The 20957-nt window shown below is 37.6% G+C and carries 15 protein-coding genes; 9 read left to right on the top strand and 6 right to left on the bottom strand.

Features of this window, described 5'->3' with window-relative positions; translation table 11 throughout:
* Positions 1 to 43 precede the first annotated feature (43 nt).
* Positions 44 to 1591 carry a flavin-containing monooxygenase gene (locus tag I8T81_RS10650; RefSeq protein ID WP_198071114.1) on the bottom strand — a complete coding sequence of 516 codons (1548 nt, stop codon included), beginning with the start codon at positions 1589 to 1591 and terminating at the stop codon, positions 44 to 46.
* Between the two features lie 121 nt (positions 1592 to 1712).
* Between I8T81_RS10650 and I8T81_RS10645 the strand changes: the two genes are divergently transcribed.
* The 4 genes from I8T81_RS10645 to I8T81_RS10630 all read left to right on the top strand — a co-directional run bounded on the left by I8T81_RS10645 (position 1713) and on the right by I8T81_RS10630 (position 7053).
* Positions 1713 to 2732 (top strand): helix-turn-helix domain-containing protein, encoded by a 1020-nt coding sequence (locus I8T81_RS10645; protein WP_068934597.1) that lies wholly within the window; start codon positions 1713 to 1715, stop codon positions 2730 to 2732.
* An 83-nt stretch (positions 2733 to 2815) separates the two neighbouring features.
* The gene (gene zapE / locus I8T81_RS10640; protein ID WP_004701955.1) at positions 2816 to 3958 is read left to right on the top strand and encodes a cell division protein ZapE; all 1143 of its coding nucleotides are present in this window, start codon (positions 2816 to 2818) and stop codon (positions 3956 to 3958) included.
* Positions 3959 to 4327: 369 nt separating this feature from the next.
* Positions 4328 to 6493, top strand: coding sequence for a malate synthase G (locus I8T81_RS10635; RefSeq protein WP_198071112.1), 2166 nt, complete (start codon positions 4328 to 4330; stop codon positions 6491 to 6493).
* 98 nt (positions 6494 to 6591) lie between these two features.
* Entirely contained in the window at positions 6592 to 7053 is a 462-nt protein-coding gene (locus I8T81_RS10630) for a GNAT family N-acetyltransferase (RefSeq protein WP_191106479.1), read from the top strand.
* A 55-nt stretch (positions 7054 to 7108) separates the two neighbouring features.
* On the opposite strand, the gene I8T81_RS10625 is transcribed toward I8T81_RS10630, so the two are convergent.
* The 5 genes from I8T81_RS10625 to I8T81_RS10605 all read right to left on the bottom strand — a co-directional run bounded on the left by I8T81_RS10625 (position 7109) and on the right by I8T81_RS10605 (position 12407).
* Positions 7109 to 7522, bottom strand: coding sequence for an ExbD/TolR family protein (locus I8T81_RS10625; protein WP_039251386.1), 414 nt, complete (start codon positions 7520 to 7522; stop codon positions 7109 to 7111).
* Positions 7523 to 7541: 19 nt separating this feature from the next.
* Positions 7542 to 7964: an ExbD/TolR family protein gene (locus I8T81_RS10620; RefSeq protein ID WP_004701951.1), complete on the bottom strand. Its 423-nt coding sequence runs from the start codon at positions 7962 to 7964 to the stop codon at positions 7542 to 7544.
* Positions 7965 to 7979: 15 nt separating this feature from the next.
* A complete protein-coding gene (locus I8T81_RS10615) occupies positions 7980 to 8861 on the bottom strand; it encodes a MotA/TolQ/ExbB proton channel family protein (RefSeq protein ID WP_077164008.1) in 882 nt (293 codons plus the stop codon).
* A gap of 41 nt (positions 8862 to 8902) precedes the next feature.
* Complete coding sequence (locus I8T81_RS10610) at positions 8903 to 9625, bottom strand: energy transducer TonB (protein ID WP_198071110.1); 723 nt, start codon at positions 9623 to 9625, stop codon at positions 8903 to 8905.
* A 109-nt stretch (positions 9626 to 9734) separates the two neighbouring features.
* Entirely contained in the window at positions 9735 to 12407 is a 2673-nt protein-coding gene (locus I8T81_RS10605; protein ID WP_198071109.1) for a TonB-dependent receptor, read from the bottom strand.
* Positions 12408 to 13183: 776 nt separating this feature from the next.
* Here I8T81_RS10605 and I8T81_RS10595 point away from each other — a divergent pair.
* From I8T81_RS10595 to I8T81_RS10575, 5 genes are read left to right on the top strand one after another with little or no spacing between them, the layout of a single operon-like run.
* The gene (locus I8T81_RS10595) at positions 13184 to 14974 is read left to right on the top strand and encodes an ABC transporter substrate-binding protein (protein ID WP_198072768.1); all 1791 of its coding nucleotides are present in this window, start codon (positions 13184 to 13186) and stop codon (positions 14972 to 14974) included.
* 15 nt (positions 14975 to 14989) lie between these two features.
* Positions 14990 to 16813 (top strand): ABC transporter substrate-binding protein, encoded by a 1824-nt coding sequence (locus I8T81_RS10590; protein WP_198072767.1) that lies wholly within the window; start codon positions 14990 to 14992, stop codon positions 16811 to 16813.
* Entirely contained in the window at positions 16814 to 18847 is a 2034-nt protein-coding gene (locus I8T81_RS10585) for a M3 family metallopeptidase (RefSeq protein WP_198071107.1), read from the top strand.
* A 12-nt stretch (positions 18848 to 18859) separates the two neighbouring features.
* Positions 18860 to 19798: an ABC transporter permease gene (locus tag I8T81_RS10580; protein WP_004709076.1), complete on the top strand. Its 939-nt coding sequence runs from the start codon at positions 18860 to 18862 to the stop codon at positions 19796 to 19798.
* 7 nt (positions 19799 to 19805) lie between these two features.
* Entirely contained in the window at positions 19806 to 20948 is a 1143-nt protein-coding gene (locus I8T81_RS10575) for an ABC transporter permease (protein ID WP_191028369.1), read from the top strand.
* Positions 20949 to 20957 lie beyond the last annotated feature (9 nt).

Raw genomic sequence — 20957 nt, 5'->3', positions numbered from 1 at the left:
ATAGATAGATTGTTATCAACCTATCTATTATGTATTGAACATTCTATGCTTCATAGCTTTTAGAGCATTTATTTAGCAGCAAATAATCTTTGGTATTCACCTTACGAGTTTCTAGCCAATACTTCCAAGTGTAAGTTGGCCATAAGGAAAAGTTCTTTCCATCGGCAGCCTGATACCAGCTATTACACCCCCCAGCTTGCCATACTGTGCCTTGAAGTTGTTTCTGTATTCTTTCATTGAAAGCATCTTGGACTTCCGGTTTAATTTCTATCGCGTGTTGGCCAGATTTATCGACAAGTTCAATCAGCTGTAAAATATAATTAACTTGTGACTCAATCATAAAAATAACTGAGTTATGACCTAAAACAGTATTTGGCCCAACGAGTTGGAATAAATTGGGAAAATTTTTGGTCATAATGCCATAATAACTTTCTGCACCATATTTCCAAGCTCGTTTTAATTCAATTTGATTACGGCCAATACAAGTAAAATGTTTTAAGTAAATACGTGGGTCGGTAATAAAACCAGTCCCATAAATCAGGCAATCGATAGGTCTTTCTTTTCCATCTTTTGTGATAATGCTGTGCTCTTTAATTTCTTGAATACCATCTGTCACTAATTCAACATTTTTACGGTTAAATGTCGGAAAGTATTTATTTGAAATAAGAATGCGTTTACAACCCATCACGAAGTCTGGTGTAAGTTTTTTAGCTAATTCTTTATCTTTGACTTGGAAACGTATAAAAGCCTCAGCTAATTTTTGCCCATATTTCATGATTTGAGGCTGGACAATTGGCACAACGCGGGATTCGTTACTCCAATAAAGGCGACTGCGATGAATTTGTCTATAAAGATTAGATGTTTTAAATAAGGCTTTACTTAAGCTTGAGTATTTGCGCTCATCTCGTGGAATCACCCATGCTGCTGTTCTTTGAAACACATATAGTTGTTTAACATCTTTTGCAATTTCTGGAATATATTGAATTGCACTACCACCTGTACCAATAGAGGCAACTGATTTACCTATAAGGTTGTAGTTATGTTCCCATTGCGATGAGTGAAAGACTTTACCTTTAAACTTTTCGATACCATGAATATGAGGGATTTGTGGAATATGTAAGGGCCCAGAGGCAAATACTACAAATTGTGCTTCTAATGAAGGTTGGTTTATAAAATTTAGTGTCCATACATGGCGCGTTTCATCATACTGAACATGAGTAACTTCATGATTAAACTTACAGTAGTTTTTAATTTGATATTTATGAGTTATATCTTGAATATAATCAAAAATTTCCGGAGCTTCTGCATAACGTTTTGACCAGTCAGTTTTAGGTGCAAAAGATAAAGAATACATATGCGATTGAACGTCACATGCAGCTCCAGGATACCGGTTTTCGCGCCAAGTTCCACCCACATCATTAGATTTTTCTAAAATAAGAAAATCTGTTTGCTTGTTCTGTAATAGACGAATAGCCATTGCAAGGCCACCGAATCCAGCACCAATAATTGCGATTTTAGTTTTTTGAATAGCGTTTTGTTTTGCACTGTGCATTGTAAACCCTGCATATGCTGTAAAGAGGATTGCAGGCAAGACTAACGTTTTTTGATCAGTTTAAACATGATTGTACCGACGTGAAAATTGATATATTCGGCAATTAATTTTATTACTTCTTTATAGTAAAACATTTCAGTCTAGGGAAATTGATAGAAGAATGAAACGATCGGCACTTGGTTTAATCTATTTAATTCAAGGAATGCGCAATGCGGGCATTGATGTCGACTCACGTTTGGCTAATATAGGCATTAGAGTAGATTCTTTGGATCCAAGTTCAACAATTCACGATAGTTTAGAGTGGGATATTCAACAAATTATTAGTGAAAATGTTGATCCTGAAAAAGGTTTGTTCATCGGGCAGCACTATGCATTAGCAGGTTATGGTCCGTTATTAATGCTACTTGTAACAAGCCAAGATATACAAACTGCATTGGAAAAAGGCATACAGTATCAAAAACTCACTCATTTATTTGGTACTTTAAGTTTACAAGAAACTGAAAATCACATCATTCTGAACTATTTACCTGTCGACTTAAAAACAGAGATTGGTTTGCTTCGTGCCCAGTGTGAAATTTCAGGGACTTATAAATTTATTCAAGATATTTACACCATGATGGGCTTAACAATGCCTCTTATGCGTATAGATTTGCCATTTCCCAAACCAAATAATACAGATACCGTTGCTCAATATTTCTCATATTATGGAGATGATCTGCATTTTAATTCTACACATGCAGCATTTAGCCTAAGTAAGAATGTGCTTGAAATAAAAGTTCCTTCAGCGGATATCATTACTCATCGTATCTATGAAGCTAAATGTATTAAAGAAATAAAACGATTAAATGAGCAAGATCATCAAATACCACCCATTATTCAATATGTGCAAGATTATCTAGAGCTACAACAAGGAATTATCCCGAGCATGGCGGAAACCGCTTTCGCTTTAAAAATGCCTGAAAGGACATTAAGGCATCAATTGCAGCAGCTTAATACGAGTTATAAACAAATTCGTGAACAGATTATTAAGAATAAGGCGCTTAAACTTATGGAATATAAAGAATATTCAATAGAAGTTATTGCTGAGTCGCTTGGCTATTCTGAACCTGCAGCTTTTAATCATGCGTTTAAAAGATGGTTTGGGCAGAGTCCTCGGCAATATGGAAAAGAGTTTTACTGAGCATAACTCTTGATGCTAAAAGCTAATGTGGTCGGACAAAATGTTCGCTATACTCTCTTCAGTTAAAATTGAAATAAAATGATATGTTAAATTTAAAATCTTCTCATAGTACTGCTTTTACTCCTTCTTCCCCAGCAGAGCGCTATGCTGAGGCATTGGCTTCAGGCCAGTTTATGGCAGATGAAGCACAAGCACAGGCAGTGCAAGAATTAGATCGTGTTTGGAAGGAACTTTTAAACCGCTATAAAGCTTCTAAGAAAGCTTTCCGTCGCTTCCGCCGTCAAACCTCTCCAAAAGGCGTGTATATGTGGGGTGGTGTAGGTCGAGGAAAAACTTGGTTAATGGACCAATTTTATGAGTCTGTGCCATTTCGTCGTAAAACACGTATGCATTTCCATCACTTTATGCAACACGTTCATAAAGAATTAAATAAACTTTCTGGTCAACGTAATCCACTCGATATCGTGGCTGATCAAATTTATAAAGATGCGGTTGTTATTTGTTTTGATGAGTTTTTCGTTTCAAACGTAACAGATGCAATGATCTTGAGTGATTTATTCCAGAAGTTATTTGTTCGTGGAGTAACACTGATTGCTACTTCGAATATTGCACCAGACGGTTTATATAAAAATGGCATTCATCGCGACCGTTTTATACCTACCATTGAAATGGTTAAAAAGAATTGTGCTATTTTAAATGTAGATGCGGGCGTAGATTACCGTTTACGTGTTTTGAAACAAGCTCAATTGTTCAAATCGCCTTTAGGTAATGAAGCGCAAAGTTGGATATCTGAGCGTTATACTGCCTTAACGCATACGCAAGCAAATTCTCAAGAACCAATTGTGATCAATAACCGTGTTGTTGAAACGCTAGGTCACACCGAAGATGTTTTATGGTGTGAGTTTTCTGAACTTTGTTTAAAGCCGCGTAGCCCAGCAGATTTTATTGAAATTGCTAATATTTATAATACAGTTCTGGTCAGCAATGTTCCGCACTTAACCGACTTCTTGTCAGAAGGAACGCGTCGATTTATTTATCTAGTCGATGAGTTTTATGACCGTGGCGTGAAATTACTCTTAACTTCTCAAGATAGTATCATTGATATCTATCAAGGCGAGAAATTAGCTTTTGAAATTGAGCGTACGCGTTCTCGTTTGTTGGAAATGCAGTCAGATGATTATTTGCATTCAGAACACCGACAAATTGATGAAGCTAAAACTTCTTAAGAAGATAGTTGTGAAAAGCGCTCTAGATAGAGCGCTTTTTTTATAACAAAAAATTGATAAATTTAATTAAATAGTGCTTTTTCACAGCTTAAAGTTTGATATAACTAAATACGCTTTAGAAAAATCAGATACTGAAATTTTTTGTTTGTTAACAAAAAGTCTAGTTTCAGTATTTTTAAATATTGAATAAATTGTTGAGAAACCTAGTTAGAATTTTAATATTTTCCTATATAGAAAAATTTATCTTTGTCAATAGTTTTGCAACGGAAAATGCTTACTATTTAGGAATGTGATATTAGTATTCAGCTTAATTTAAATCGGTATACTAGGTTTCTCTTGGTATAAAAAGTAGCAACTTCAGGAAAGACAATGACTGCACGTATTCAAAAAGGCAAGTTAGCGATTGCTAAAGAACTTTACGATTTTATCGAAAATGAAGCTTTACCAGGTTCTGGTTTAGATAGTGAAACTTACTGGAAGAACTTTGAGCAAGTTGTTGTCGATCTTAGCCCAAAAAATAAAGCGTTATTGGCTAAGCGTGATGAATTACAAGCAAAAATTGATGAATGGCACCGTAATAACAAATTTGAATTAGGTGCTTATAAAGCGTTTTTAACTGAAATTGGTTATTTATTACCAGAAGTTGAAGATTTCCAGATCACAACTGAAAATGTAGACGAAGAAATTGCATTATTAGCAGGGCCGCAGTTAGTAGTACCTGTACGTAATGCACGTTATTGTTTAAATGCAGCAAACGCACGTTGGGGTTCTTTATATGATGCACTTTACGGCTTTGACGTAATTTCAGAAGAAGGCGGTGCTGAAAAAGGGAAAGGATATAACCCTGTACGTGGTGCGAAGGTAATCGAGTTTGCTAAAAACTTCTTAAATGAAGTTTTCCCACTTGCACAAGGCTCACACGCAGATGCAACTAAATATGCAATTGAGCAAAATAAACTTGTTGTGACTTTAAAAGATGGTACTCAAACAAATTTAGCTCATGAAGCTCAGTTCGTTGGTTTTAATGGTGAAGAAGCAAATCCTTCAGAAGTTGTACTTTTAAGTAATGGTTTGCATGTCATTATTGAAATTGATGCGAATAGCCCAATTGGTCAAACTGATTTAGCGGGTGTCAAAGATTTAACACTTGAAGCTGCGGTTACGACGATTCAAGATCTTGAAGACTCTGTTGCAGCTGTAGATGCTGAAGAAAAAGTTGAAGGTTACCGTAACTGGTTAGGTTTAATGAAGGGTACGCTTCAAGAATCTATCGAAAAAAATGGTAAAACAATTGTCCGTGCGTTAAGCAAAGACCGCGAAATTAAAAACTTAATTGGTGGAACAACAAAACTTCATGGTCGTTCACTTATGTTACTTCGTAACGTAGGTCACTTGATGACGAACCCAGCTATTTTGGTAGATGGTGAAGAAATTTTCGAAGGTATTATGGATGCATTGGTAACTCCATTGTTATCAGTTGCTGATATCCGTAGTACGAACGAAAATAAAAACTCTCGTAAAGGATCTATGTATATTGTTAAGCCAAAAATGCATGGTCCAGAAGAAGTTGCTTTTGCTGTTGAATTATTTGAACGCGCTGAACAAGCACTAGGCTTACCCGCGAAATCTCTAAAAATCGGTATTATGGATGAAGAACGCCGTACATCTGTAAACTTGAAAAACTGTATTGCTGCAGCAAAAGACCGTACTATCTTTATTAACACTGGTTTCATGGACCGTACGGGTGATGAAATCCATACTTCTATGGAAGCTGCACCAGTTGTTCGTAAAGAAGCGGTTAAAACACAAAAATGGATTGCCGCTTATGAAAACCGTAACGTTGCAATTGGCTTGAAATGTGGTTTACAAGGTAAAGCTCAAATTGGTAAAGGCATGTGGCCAAAACCAGATAGCATGAAAGATATGTTAGCAACTAAAGCTGCTCATCCAAATGCTGGTGCTTCATGTGCTTGGGTTCCATCACCAACTGGTGCTGTACTTCATGCGATGCATTACCATCAAGTAAATGTAAAAGCGCGTCAAGATCAGTTAAAAGCTGAAGAAATGTTGTCATTAGATGACTTGTTAACTCCTCCATTTGCACCAGAAACAAACTGGTCAGCAGAAGAGATCAACAATGAACTTGAAAATAACTGCCAAGGTATTTTAGGTTACGTTGTTCGTTGGGTTGACTTAGGCGTGGGTTGTTCTAAAGTTCCTGATATCAACAACGTAGGTTTAATGGAAGACCGTGCAACATTACGTATTTCTTCTCAACACGTTGCGAACTGGTTACGTCACGGTATTGTAACTCGTGAACAAGTTGAAGAAGTGCTTAAACGCATGGCAAAAATTGTTGATGAGCAAAATGCGAATGACCCATTGTATAAACCAATGGCAGCTAACTTTGAAACGAATATTGCTTTCCAAGCGGCTTCTGAGCTTATCTTTAAAGGTTGTGAACAGCCTTCTGGTTATACCGAGCCTTTACTTCATGCTGCTCGCTTAAAATTAAAAGGTTATACAGGTGACTAATTTTAACCTGTTTTGAAAAAAGCCTCTTCGGGGGCTTTTTTATTTTCGGTATATTTTGTGCTTATAGAAAGGGAATTTATAGCTAAAAGGTTTTGAGATTGATTAATTTAAAAGATATTAATCGTGAAAATTGGATTTTATGTGCAAAGTTGTCATTGCATGAATCTCAAAAAGATTATGTTGCATCAAATGTATATTCTATTGCTGAGTCTAAAGTAGAAGAACACTATTGCCCAAGAGTGATCTGTTTTAATGATGAGGTGGTTGGGTTCTTAATGTATTGTGTGGAAATTGATCCCCCTGATGAGACATTATTTTGGTTGTTTCGATTTATGATTAGCAAAGATCATCAAGCTAAAGGTTATGGTACCACAGCGTTGCAAATGGCAATTGATGAAATATTTACTAAAGGGGCGAAACGTATACGAACGATGTATAAGTCATCCAATTATGTAGCTGGAAAACTTTATAAAAAAATGGGTTTTATAGAAACTGGAGAATATGATGAATGTGACGATATTATTTTAGAGTTGAATATTTCGCTTCAAAAAAAACGCTAACTGAAAATTCAAGTTAGCGCAGGAGTTAATAGAGTTAAATAGATTAAAAGTAATATTAGTTACTGCTTACAATTCCAATTTTAGTGACACCTAAACGCTGTGCTGTAGCCATCACCATCGCTACATTTTTATATTCAGCCATTTGGTCTGGTTTGAGTTTGATTTGGTCTTGATCTTTTTTGGCAACAACACCTTGAAATAAAGTCTCTAGTGCTTTGCGATCAGAAACTTGTTGGTTATTCCAAAATACTTTGCCTGTTGCATCAATTCTCACATCAATCACTTCGGGTGGCTTTTCATTTGTTGGTGGCGGTGTGCCATTTGGCAGATTAATATTAATCGCGTTGTTGGGTGCAGGTATGGTAATAATAAACATAATGATGAGTACCAACATGACATCAATAAGCGGTGTCATGTTAACTTCCAACATCACATCGTCATCATTATTTGAACCAACATTCATACCCATAAGATTCTCCTTAAAATAGTTATGGGGAGGCTGGAGGGGTAGTAACAAAGGCAATTTTGCCAATACCAGCTTGTTTGGTCGTACTAATGACCTGATCTATCGCTTCAAAATGGGTAAGCTGATCTCCTCGAATATGTACCTCTGGCTGTGGTCTTTTTTGCGCCACAGCCTGTAATTTCGCTAGTAAAATTTCTTTATTTGGTACATAACTTTCATTCCAGAAAATATCTCCTTTCTTATTGACTGAGAGTTGAATATTTTCAGGCGTAGTTGCGTACGGCGTATTCTTTTCTTCTGGTAGTTTCACAGGTACTGTATGTGTAACTACTGGAATGGTAATTAGGAAAATAATAAGTAAAACCAACATGACGTCCACCAGAGGAGTCGTGTTAATTGTTCCAATCATTTCGTCTTCATCTTCAGAACCAACACTCATACCCATAATGTTTGCTCCTGATTATTTAATGCTGCGGTTAACTGAATTATTAGTATTAATTTCTCCGCTTAATAAAACTGCATGTAAATCTGAACCAAATGAACGAACGTTTTCCATCACTGCTTTATTGCGACGAGTCAACCAGTTATAACCAAGCACCGCTGGTACTGCGACTGCTAGACCAATAGCTGTCATAATCAGTGCTTCACCAACTGGGCCTGCAACTTTATCAATAGATGCCTGTCCTGAAATCCCGATAGCTGTTAACGCGTGATAGATTCCCCATACTGTTCCGAATAGACCTACGAAAGGGGCTGTAGATCCAACCGTTGCTAAAAAGGCTAAACCTCCACTTAAGTGGTTTTGTACTTTTTCAATTGAACGTTGTATTGAAATGCTTACCCAAGTATTGAAGTCAATGCGTTCAAGTAACGAACCGCCGTGTGACTTAGTTGAGTTAATTCCTTTTTCTGCAATAAATCGATAAGCGCTACTTTGTTCTAAACCTTCAGCAGCATTATCAAGAGAAGTAGCTTCCCAGAAATGTCTTTCAGCTTCTTTCCCTTGTCGTTTGACTTTTCCTTGTTGTAATAGTTTAGAAACGATGATGTACCATGTACCGATAGACATAAGTACTAATATGAATAGGGTTGATTTTGCAACTAAATCACCTTCACGCCAAAGTGCTTCTAAACCATAAGGGTTTTTAATGGTTTCACTCGTTGCAGGCTTTGGCGGTGGAGTCGGTGTGCTTGAGTTTGAGGTTGCTTCAGTCGTTGCGGTTGCAACAGGAGTATTGCTCGTTTCTTCTGCAAAAGCTGTACTTAATGGGAGCAGTGAGCAAGCTGCGATTAGGCTTGCAGAAGCGAAACGTACTAGCGGTTGAGTTGATTTTTTCATCATATTTTCTCCAATATTTTTAATTTCTGATTAATTCAATTTGTTCATTCAATTAAGAAAGGATATTCAATTTCATACCAGTCCTGCTGAGGCACACCATCTTTCATTGCTGGTTTGAATGTGCATAGGCTGTAAGCTTTAGTTGCTGCCTTATCTAGAATCCTACTGCCACTCGATTTCTTTATCTTTGCTTCTATAACTTTGCCATTCGTATCAACTAAAACTCGAATGCGGACAGTGCCTTGTTCACCACTCATTTCTGCTTCACGTGGATACTCTGGTTTTTCACAACCTGCGGAACCCTCTGAAACACCACGAGTTACACCAGCTGGTTTAGGTGCTGGAGCAGCTGCAGTTGGAGCAGGTGCCGCAACTGGACTTGGTGATGGTGCACTAGGTGCAGCCGGTGCTGCTGGAGCAGGAGTCGCAACTTTAGTTGGTTGAGCTATTGGAGTGTTTTTTTGCACAGGAGTCACAACTTTCTCAACCTGTTTAGGAGGCTCTGGAACCTTGGCAACTTTTTCCACCATTTTTGGCGGTTCAGGTGGTTTTTCCTTAGGTTTCGGCTCCTCCGGTTTTGGTGGTGGAGGTGGTTTAATATCTTGAATAATTTGTAATTCCACAGGTTTTTCTGCTGGTTTTTGAATATTGTTTGCTAAACCTGACATCAGAATATAGGCAACAAGAAGATGCAGAAAAATTACTGCAGCAATACCAATAAGGCGTTTGGCAGATTTATTTTCTATGTCTGTAAAAGTCATGCCCATAGTTACTCCTGAAACTGTAGACAAACAATTTTTGAAATGACTGTTTGGCTAAGAATGAGTATTTGTTCTGCAAACTAACTTTTGAGTGTTATATTTGCAGAACAACCATTTAGAACTTATATGTACCTCGTACAAAGTAAGTGCGTCCTAAAGGATCTGCGTAACGTGGGTCATATCCCATTTGGAAGTTATCAATTACATTAGAAGCAGGTGGATCTTCATCAAAAATATTCTTAATACCTGCTGTTAACTCTAGGTTTTTAAAGCCTTTGTAAGTGCCAGAAATATTGTAAGTTGTGTAATCACTTACTCTATGGTTTTGATCATTTGAGTTTTGATCTTGATAACCGCGTGAGAAGTTTTGTTGTAGGTTTAAAGCCCAATTTTCGTAGTTCCAATTCACATTGGCGGTATGTTTCCAGCGAAGAATAATTGATTGATAATCTAAGCCAGTATATGAGCCTGCAACACCTATCCATTCACCATCTGGTTCTGCTTGATATTTGTAGTCTGTGATATATGTGCCATCAATATTGAAACCAAATCGACCTGTAGCTGTCATTGGGGAAACCCAACTTAAGCCCACATCAAAACCAGATGTTTTAATGCCACCTAAATTTTGTTGTGTAGTAATAATATAATTTAGTGAGCCATCAGCATTACGTACAAATTTGTCTGCATATTTCACAGGGTCATTAAAAATAGCAGCTTCAGATAGAGTAGCAATTTGCTTGTCCACTTCTATATTGAAGTAATCGAGAGTAAAGGCTAAATTTTTAACAGGTTCAAAGACTAAGCCTGCTGTAAAAGATTTAGACTCTTCAGGATCAAGACTCTTGTTTCCACCATTTTGGCGTTTAAACTGCATATTACAGTCGCGTTCTTTTTTACCTCCAGGTTGTATAACACCTCCAGGGCAAAGTGCTGGGTCATTATATGTTGCACCAGTATTCGTTACTGAGTTTGGCCCATTCACCTCCCAAAGTGTAGGTGCTCTGAAACCTGTACTATAAGTGGTACGGAACATCAGTTGTTTAATTGGTTCCCAACGAAGTGCGAATTTTGGATTAAAGGTATCACCAAAATCATTGTAGTCATCATAACGAGCAGCAATTTGAGCTTCTAAATTTTTGTGCAGTGGAATATGAAATTCGGTAAATACCGATTTGATATTACGATCACCCTTATTTTCTGGTTCATCTGGATCATTACCAGTACTAGGAGCAAGTCGAGCAACATCAGCAATTACTTTTGAAGTCCAATCTTCATAACGATAGCTCGCTCCAACTGCGAACCCAACATCACCCGCTGGCAATTTGAAAATAGGGCGACTAGCAGTGAAATCAACCGTGGTTGTATCTAAGTTGGCTTTTAAATATTTTCCTTCAACACCTAGTTGGTCCCATACACCTGCATCTTCAGCATTCTGAGGGCCGAATGGATTTAAGGAGCCATTGTTTAAAGCTTCTTGAGTTTTGTCATAGTTTAAATAGCCACTCAAGATAGCATCAGAAGCACTACTATGCGCATAAGTCACACCTGAATTGATATCCCAACCATGTGTTTCACCTTCAATGCCAGCAAATATTCGATGCGATTGGTTAATACTATTACTGATACGATTACCAGCTTGTGAGCGTAAGTAAAGATCGATAGGGCCCGATGTGCCAGCAAGAGCAGGAGTTATGCCATTTCCTGGATAGTATTTACTGCTAGGATCTAATGTTAAATCAAAAAATACATCTGGCGCGACCGAGGTGGTAACCTCATTTCTTGCATATAAATATTCTGCAATCGCATTAAAATCATCATTGAGTTTAAAAGTTGCTCGACCCATTACAGAGATATCTTCTGTTTTTGGAACAATTCCAATCACAGCTTGGCTGTTATATCTGCACGTTTCTCCATCAGTACTAGCGACTAAAGGATCATTACCACAACCAGTACTCGCATAGGGATTACCTAGACCAGGAACATTAGCAGGGAATGTACCACTACTGGTTCTATTGACACCTAATTCAGGTAATATGCCCCCGCGGCGACTGACCTTACGGTCTTGGGCCATAACATCATCACCTTTTCGATAATCTATAACCCCAAAAACGTTATAGCCATTTTCATCTAGGTCACCAAAACCACCGAAAATACTATAATCTTGTTGCTCACCACCTTTTTCTTCTGGTTTTTGATATCCAGCAGTTAAGTTGAGGCCAGTAAACTGTTTTTTAGTAATGAAGTTAATAACACCGCCAATTGCATCTGTGCCATAAATGGATGAAGCACCATCACGTAAAACTTCAATACGGTCTAACATAGCGAGTGGAATAATATTTAAATTGGTTACTCCGCTATCGTAAGCATTGGCAGCTAATCTACGCCCATTTAGTAAAATAAGTGTCTTGTTTGCCCCCAAGGCTCTCAAGTTTGCTGCCGAGCCAACAGTTTTACTTGTACCGACATTATTTGCAGTCACGAAGTTTGATTGGTTTGCACTAATCTTGGCTAAAGCTTCTTCAGTTGATGTTACGCCTTGTTTTAAAATTTCATCAACTTTCACAACTGTAATTGGAGAAGCACTTTGTGCTGCAACACCTTTGATTGAAGAACCTGTAACGGCAACTTTTACGACTTTTGCAGGTTTATCATCATTGCTTGATTGTTCTGTTTCTGCTGCTTGTGCCATGGTAAGACACATCATGCTTAAACTAAGGGTACTTAATTTAAGTATTGTCTTGCCGATCTTGGGGGTTACCTGAGATCGAACATTGTATTTTTTTTTCATCGTGGATTTGATCCCTTTTTGTTGTAGTTAGCGATATTGCTGGAAAGTTTTTAAGCAAAGCAAGTGCCAACTATATATTTTTCTTTTTTTAGTTTATGCAAAATATTGATAAATATTGATTTTATTATGGTTGCGAACAGTGCTTTTGTTTTTTTATAGGGATAAAAAGTTTTCCATTTGGTAATTTTTTCAATGGTGGCTAAAAGTTCCAAATAAATTTGTATAAAAAATATACATTGCTAGATTCTTCACATGCTTAATACAGAAAAATGTGCTGTTTTAGAACTTTCTTGTATGTAATGTTATACTATTTTTAATAATTATTTATTTCTAATATTTTTAATAATATTAGTATATTAAGTTGAAATTAGTAATTTTGTATGCATGCTTTTTTGTGATTCATAATGATACATTTGTGTGTTTTTATTGTGCATTTAAGGTGTTCAATGATTAACTTATGCAAATATAATATTTGGCAAAAAGTGACTTTTATTTATATAGTTCAAATGAATTTAAGTACCTAATAAAAATATGAATTTCTAATAATCTCAAATATTTTATGATGATTGCCAATAGATGGCATGAAATTCGCTTTATATTCAGTAGTTACAAACACTGGGTGCTTAAGTTTATTTTTTCCATTTGATCAAATAAAAATGATGATAAAGGAAAGTAAATTACAAATCCCAAATAGGCCTATCTGCTGAAAAAGAACTTTTCTTATGCAGATTTAGATGTTACTCAAAAGGTTAATGTCTTTTAAAAAAATTAGTTATGTGGATATGAACTTGAAATTAAAATTTTTTAAGCTCGCCGTTTTAAGTTTGGCTATTACATCAGTTCCATGTGCCTACGCAATTACGCCAGCACAACCCAACAAGATTTTGCATGTTGCCTATGAAGCACCAGATGATGGTTTTGACATGGTTAAAACCAACAATTTTTATAGCGCAAGTATTGCAGAAGCTATTTTTGAACCTCTACTCAAATACGATTATTTGGCACGTCCAGTACAACTGGTTCCTTATACGGCTGAAAGCATGCCTAAGGTTGAACAAGACGGTAAAGTTTATATATTTAAAATTAAGCCAGGTATTTATTTTACAGATGATCCCGCATTTAAAGGTAAACGCCGCGAGTTGGTAGCTGAAGACTATGTCTATGCAATTAAACGTATTTTAGACCCTAAAAACAGAGCGCCTTCCGTTTCTTTTCTGGATGGAAAATTGGTGGGTGCCGATGCAGTGATAGCTCAAGCAAAAAAAACAGGAAAATTTGATTATGCTGCGCCAATTGCAGGGCTTAAAGCACTAGATCGCTATACTCTACAATTTACTTTAACTCGCCAAGACTTTAATTTTCCTTATATCCTTGCCTATATTACATTTAGCGGCGTTGCCAAAGAGGTTGTTGATTATTATGGTGACCGTATTGGTATGCACCCTGTAGGTACCGGACCTTACATGCTAAGTAAATATGTTCCAAGAAGTAAGGTCGAGTTGGTTGCCAACCCTGATTATCGTGGTTTTGTCTGGAACTTTAAGTCCACAGGAACCCCTTGGGATAACCAACTTGTTAAGGAAATGTCTGGAAAGAAAATGCCACAAATTGGCAAGGTGGTGGTTAGTATTATTGAAGAGCAACAGTCACGATGGTTAGCTTTCCAGTCTGGTCAATTAGATTTTGATAGACTTACAGCAGATGCAGTTCCGCAAGCTTTAGATGGCAATCAACTTAAAGCTTCTTTTCAGAAAAGAGGCATTAAACATTTCCCATATAAAGAACCTGAAATTACTTATACCATGATGAATATGCGAGACCCTGTCATTGGTGGTTTTAGTCCTGAAAAAATAGCGCTTCGTCGAGCAATTACTTTAGCTTATGATCAAAAAGAAAGCATAAAACAGGCATATAAAGGTCAGGCTGTCAGAGCGGAAATGTTTATACCTGAAGGTGTAAATGGATATAACCCGAAATATAAAAGTAGTGTTGGGTACAATCCAGTTCTAGCAAATAAATTACTTGATTATTATGGTTATAAAAAAGGGGCTGATGGCTATAGGACCTTACCAAATGGCAAGCCTTTAGTTTTAAAAATTAACAATGAGAATAGCTCAGCATCCGTTATTCATGCTGAACTTTGGAAAAAAAATCTAGATGCGATAGGCATTCGTGCTGATTTTAAAGTAAGTAATTTTGCAGATAACTTAAAAGCCGCAACTCAATGTAAATATATGATGTGGAGTGGGGCATGGATTGCTGACTATCCCGAAGGAGATAATTTTGCACAATTACTATATGGACCAAATGCTGGGCAAGGGAACCATGCGTGTTATCAGTCTAAAACATATGATGTTCTTTACACTCAGGCCATTCATTTACCACCGCAACAACGTCTACCATATTATGAAAAGCTTAATCGCCAGATAGAAGCTGATAATCCTTGGATTATTCATGTAACTCGAATTCGTAATTGGTTGATACGCCCACAAGTTCAGGGTTTTAAACCTCACCCTATGATGAATACAAACTGGCAATATCTTGATATTACCCCTATTAAAAAATAATTTTAGATAAAGATCATCATGACTGAAAATTTAAAACAAAAGCTCAAGCACTGTAGTGTAGGTCTATTATTTGTCAGTATGGCATTAACGGGTAACACGACTATTTTTGCAAAAAGCCCAGCCGATCCAAATAAAGTTCTCCATTATACGTTTCCGACAGCTGAAACAGGTTTCGACCCAGCGTATATCCATGACTTATATTCGGCACATGTAACCACGTCGATATTTGAAACTTTATATACCTACGATTATTTAGCAAGGCCAGCAAAGCTTATTCCCCAAATTGCAACCGCTATGCCAGAAGTGAGTGCAGATGGCCTGACTTATACTATTCACATTAAAAAAGGTATTTATTTTACGCCAGACCCTGTTTTTAAAGGTAAACCTAGAGAGTTAACGGCTTACGATTATGCATACTCTTTTAAGCGTTTATTGGACCCAAATTTACGTTCGCCAAATAGCTGGTTGTTGGAGAACAAAATTGAAGGTATGGATGCTTTAGTACAATCAGCCAGTAAAACAGGAAAGTTTAACTACGATCAAAGTGTGAGCGGTTTACAAACACCTGATAAGTACACCTTGGTTATTCGGTTAGTGAAGCCTGATTATAACTTTCCTTTATTACTAGCACATGACCCTACAGGGGCTGTATCACGAGAAGTTATCGAAAAATATAAAGATAAATCTGGCTTTGTTATGGGGCATCCAGTAGGCACAGGACCTTATATGCTCAGTAAGTGGGTGCCTGCTTCGCGTATTGTTTTAAAAGCGAATCCTGATTATCGCGGTTTTACTTGGAACTTTGTAGCCAGTAGTGCTGAGGACCAAGCAATTGTAAAACGCCTCAAAGGTAAGCAAATGCCTCAAATCGGCACAATTGATATTCAGGTAATGGAAGAAAACCAGTCACGATGGTTGGCATTCCAGCGTGGTGAAGTTGATATTATTCAACTTGAAGGGCAATTAGTCTCGAAAGCGATTAAAGACGGTAAATTAAGTCCTGAGCTTGCAAAAGAGGGTGTGCATTTATCTCGTATTGTTGATCCGGAAATTAGTTATAACTATTGGAATCTTAAAAATCCCGTTGTTGGAGGGATGAGTAAAGAAAAAATTGCTTTACGCCGTGCAATTGCAATGTCGCGCTCAATAGATCAAGAAATTAAATTAGTACGTAATAGTGATGCTGAGCGTCTACATTTTCCAGTTCCACCAGGTGTAGTAGGGGCTGAACCTCAATATAGAAGCAGTACCCCATATTCGGTCAAAGCAGCAAATTTATTATTAGATAAATATAACTATAAAAAAGATGCATCAGGTTGGCGTACACAACCAAATGGTAAGCCCCTTGTTATTGAATATATGGCGCGCAATGACAGTATTGGTCAGCAAAGCGCTGAGCTTTGGAAAAAGAACTTTGACAGTTTGAATATTCGTATGGTTTACAAACCAATGCTCTTTTCAGATCTCATTCGGGCGCAAAAACAGTGTGATGGAATGTTTGGTTCCTCTGCATGGATTGCCGATTATCCAGATGGCGATAATTTTATGCAGAATTTTTATGGCCCGAACACTCATATGACCAACTGGTCTTGCGGTTCAATACCTGAGTTTGACCAGTTATATCGTCAGTCTCAACAGGTTAAGCCAGGCCCAGAACGAGACGTGATTTATCGAAAAATGACACGTTTGTTAGAAGTGTATATGCCAGTGCAAGTGTTGTATGCACGTTATAGAAATATGTTGGCTCAACCACGAATCATTGGATATAAGAAGCATCCGATTTTACATGCGGAATGGATGTACTTCGATATTGATACAAATACGAAATCTAATCATTAAATGAAAAAAATTGGAGATACGATGAAAAATAACACACTGAAAATAACTAGTTTATGTATGTTGACGATAGGTATAAGTCAGTTTGCATCGGCAGAGACGACACGTGCGACGTTACCATTACTTAAAGCAGAGCAACTTCCCACATGGTGCGATTCTAATTTAAAAAAAATCCAGCAAGAGATTTCAAATTTCGAAAAAACACCTGTTAAAATCGATGCTATCGCCGCTCCGATATTAGCAAAGTGGGACAAAATTTTTGCTCATCTTGAAGATTTTTCAGGACCTGTCGGTTTATATAGTAATGTAGACCCAGACGCAAAATTACGTAAAGCAGCAGAAGACTGCGAAATCAAAATTAATCAGTTACATACCGATATATTTCAAAACTCAAAATTATATAACGTAATTAAAAATACAAAAGCGACTGATCCTATTGATAAAAAATACCGTCAGGATATTTTGGATCAGTTTGAAGACACGGGGGTTCAATTAGAACCAGCAAAACGTGCAAGAATGAAAGCCATTCTGGATGAATTGACTAAACTCGAACAAGAATATAGCCGTAATATTCGTGATAACCCTGAAAAACTTGAATTTACGCCTGAAGAGATGAAAGGTCTGCCGGAAAGTTATATTTCAGGGTTAAAGAAAAATGGCAAAGGTAACTATCTATTAGGTTTTGAGTATCCTGAATATCGTCCATTTATGGAACTGGCAGATAATGATGATGCCCGAAAAAGATATCAAATCGCCTTTACACGACGTGGTACTGAACAAAACTTAAAATTACTCAAACAAGCAATAGATTTGCGTTATGAACTGGCGCAGTTATTTGGAAAAGCAAGTTATGCAGATTGGGCGTTAAAGGATCGTATGGCAAAAACGCCCGAAGCTGTAAATCAGTTTTTGGCAGAAGTACAAAAAACGGTGGCCCCACTTGAGCGCAAAGAAGTAGAAGAGCTCCGTGCATTTAAAGCACAAACTTTAAAAACACCATTAGATAAAACCGAGATAACACGTTGGAGTGAAGCTTACTGGAGTGAGAAACTGCGTAAGAGCAAATATCAAATTGATCAGGAAAAGCTTCGTGATTATTTCCCGACTTTAGCGGCACAAAAATGGTTATTTGCTATTTCATCTGACCTTTATGGCATTGATTTTAAACCTGTCAAAGTAAAAGCATGGCAGAGCGAAGTTGAATATTACGATGTAGTCGATAAAAAGACAGGAAAGCTTCTCGGTGCTCTATATATGGATAAATTTCCTCGCGAAGGGAAATATGGTCATGCCGCCGTTTGGGGAGTATATGGTGGCAGCACTTTAACCAACCGATTGCCAGTTTCAGTACTAGTCACGAACTTTAACCGTAAAGGTTTAAATAGTGACGAGCTAGAAACTTTTGTTCATGAATTTGGTCATGCCTTACATGGCATTTTATCTAATACCCGTTATGCAAGTCAGTCTGGAACTTCTGTAGAGCGTGATTTCGTAGAAGCACCATCTCAAATGTATGAAGAGTGGGCACGCCGTAAGGAAACTTTGTCTAAAGTAGCTGATTATTGCGATCCAGCATGTCCACGAGTTGATGATGAATTAATTGCCCGTTTAAAAGCAGTACATAACTATGGGCGCGGTTTACGTTATGCACGTCAGACACTTTATGCACAGTACGATATGGCACTTCATACGGCTGATGCCTTAAAAGTAAAACCTTTAGAAACTTGGCAAAAAATGGAAGCAGCTACGGCCTTGGGATATGTACCAACAACAGAATTTCCTGGACAGTTTGGACACTTAATGGGTGGTTATCAAGCAGGTTACTACGGTTATATGTGGTCTGAGGTTTTAGCTTTAGACATGCTTTCTGCTTATGGTGACAACCTTAATAACCCACAAGTCGGGCAACGTTACCGTCAGACGATTTTATCCCAAGGTAGCCAAAAACCGGCAGCTGAGTTGGTTAAAGATTTCCTTGGTCGTGATCCTGACAATAAAGCATTCTTTAATGAAATTACCGGACAACGGGTTAAATAAGGAATTATCACTATGCTGGCATATGTTATTCGGCGGTTATGGCAGATGATTCCAACCATGTTGGGAGTAGTACTGTTTATCTTTATTCTTTTTAACTGGGTAGGTGGAGATCCAGCCTATATTCTGGCAGGTAAGATGTCTAATCCTGAGCAGATTGAAAACATTCGTAAACAGCTAGGGGTAGACCAACCTTATTACGTTCAGCTCTGGATTTTTATTAAGCAGATTCTCACTTTTGACTATGGTGCAAGTTGGAGTACGGGGGAACCGGTTTCACAAATTATTTTAACCCGCTTGGGGCCTTCACTAACGCTTTTAATTCCACTCACTATTTTACAAACCGTTATCTCAATTGGCTTGGCATTGGCTGTATCGGCTGTACGTGGCTCTTTAACAGATCGTATGGTCATGATGTTATGTACCATTGGCATGTCGATTAGTATCTTGGTTTATATTATTGTTTTTCAATATGTTCTGGCTTATCAGTTAAGTTGGTTCCCAGTACAGGGCTGGAGCGATAATTTTACCGATAATTTATTTAAGTTCGCCTTACTTCCAATTTTAATTATGTTGGTGGTGAGTATTGCACCTACTTTACGTTTATACCGTAGTTTTGTGCTTGATGAGATTAACCAAGATTATGTTAGAACGGCACGGGCTAAAGGTGTAGGTGAAAGCCGAATTTTAGGTGTACATGTTTTACGGAATGCCTCAATTCCTATTATTACCGATGTGATGGCGACTTTGCCTGCGTTGCTTATAGGTGCATTTTTAATTGAACGTTTTTTTGGTATTCCTGGTATTGGTCGAGAAGTAATTATCGCAGTTGAGCGAAGTGATTTTCCTGTGATTAAAGCAATTACAGTCTACATTGCAGCTGCAACCATGATTTTTAATTTGATTGCCGATTTGGTCTACAAAGTGGTTGATCCACGTGTACAGTTGAAGTAGGTGGGTTATGCTAAGTGTTCTATCAAAAAGAAAATTACAAACCCAGACAGCGCCTGCTTCAGCGGGTTTATGGCGCCTTGCAATGCGCCGTCTTCGGGCTGACAAAATTGCAATCGCATCACTCATTGTTGTGCTGTTCTATCTGGTCGTATTACTACTATCATTTACGGGAGTGATTGCATCAGACTGGAATAAAGAAGTTGCTGTCAGTTATGCACCTCCTACATTTATAGGTGCAGATAAAACAAATGAAGCTTTGCAAAAGACAGCTACTGTAGATGAAGAGTTACCGGAAAATCCAGTCGATCCTTTAAAAGATGTCATTCACCAACTCAAGGCTGAAATTAAACAAGAAAAGAGCTCTGGAAGTGCAATTGATTATTATGGTGTAGTTGACCCGCTAGCTGATGATATGAAAGCAATTGATCAGCAATTAGGTGGACACTTACTCGATCAGCAAAGTGAACTAAAAAGTACTCTTATATTTGGGGCCGACAAATGGGGGCAAGATGTTCTTAAAAAAACCATTAAAGGTGCTGAAACTTCAATTATTGTAGGGCTAGTTTCTGCATTACTCGCAGTGACCTTAGGCACACTGCTAGGGGCGATTTCAGGGTACTTTGGTGGTTGGGTAGATGACATCCTTAACTGGTTCTATAACATTTTTACTTCCATTCCATATTTATTATTAGTACTTGCGATAGCTGCCGTACTGCAACAAAAGGGCATTTTATCTATTGTTCTAATTTTAGGTTTAACGGGTTGGACTGGTGTTTACCGTTTAATTCGTGCGGAGTATATGAAACATACCTCACGTGAATATGTTTTAGCGGCCAAGGCAATTGGTGTTGGACATTTTCGCCGTATGTTTATTCATATTTTTCCTAATGTCAGCCATATTGCTTTGGTTCAAATGTCAATTTTGGTGGTTTCTTTTATTAAATCTGAAGTTATTTTGAGTTTCTTAGGCTTCGGTGTGCCAGTAGGCGTAGTGTCTTGGGGCAGTATGTTAAATGAAGCACAAAGTGAACTTCTTTTAGGAAAATGGTGGCAGCTTGTCGCAGCCTCTGTCGCAATGGCTGTTTTGGTTACGGCATTTTCAATGTTTACTGATGCACTGCGTGATGCATTAGATCCAAAATTAAAATAAGAGGAAAAC

Origin of the sequence: Acinetobacter seifertii (assembly GCF_016064815.1) — a bacterium.
Lineage (GTDB): Bacteria > Pseudomonadota > Gammaproteobacteria > Pseudomonadales > Moraxellaceae > Acinetobacter > Acinetobacter seifertii.
The sequence above is the reverse complement of the archived record's forward strand: the minus strand, read 5'-3'. Positions and strand labels throughout refer to the sequence as shown.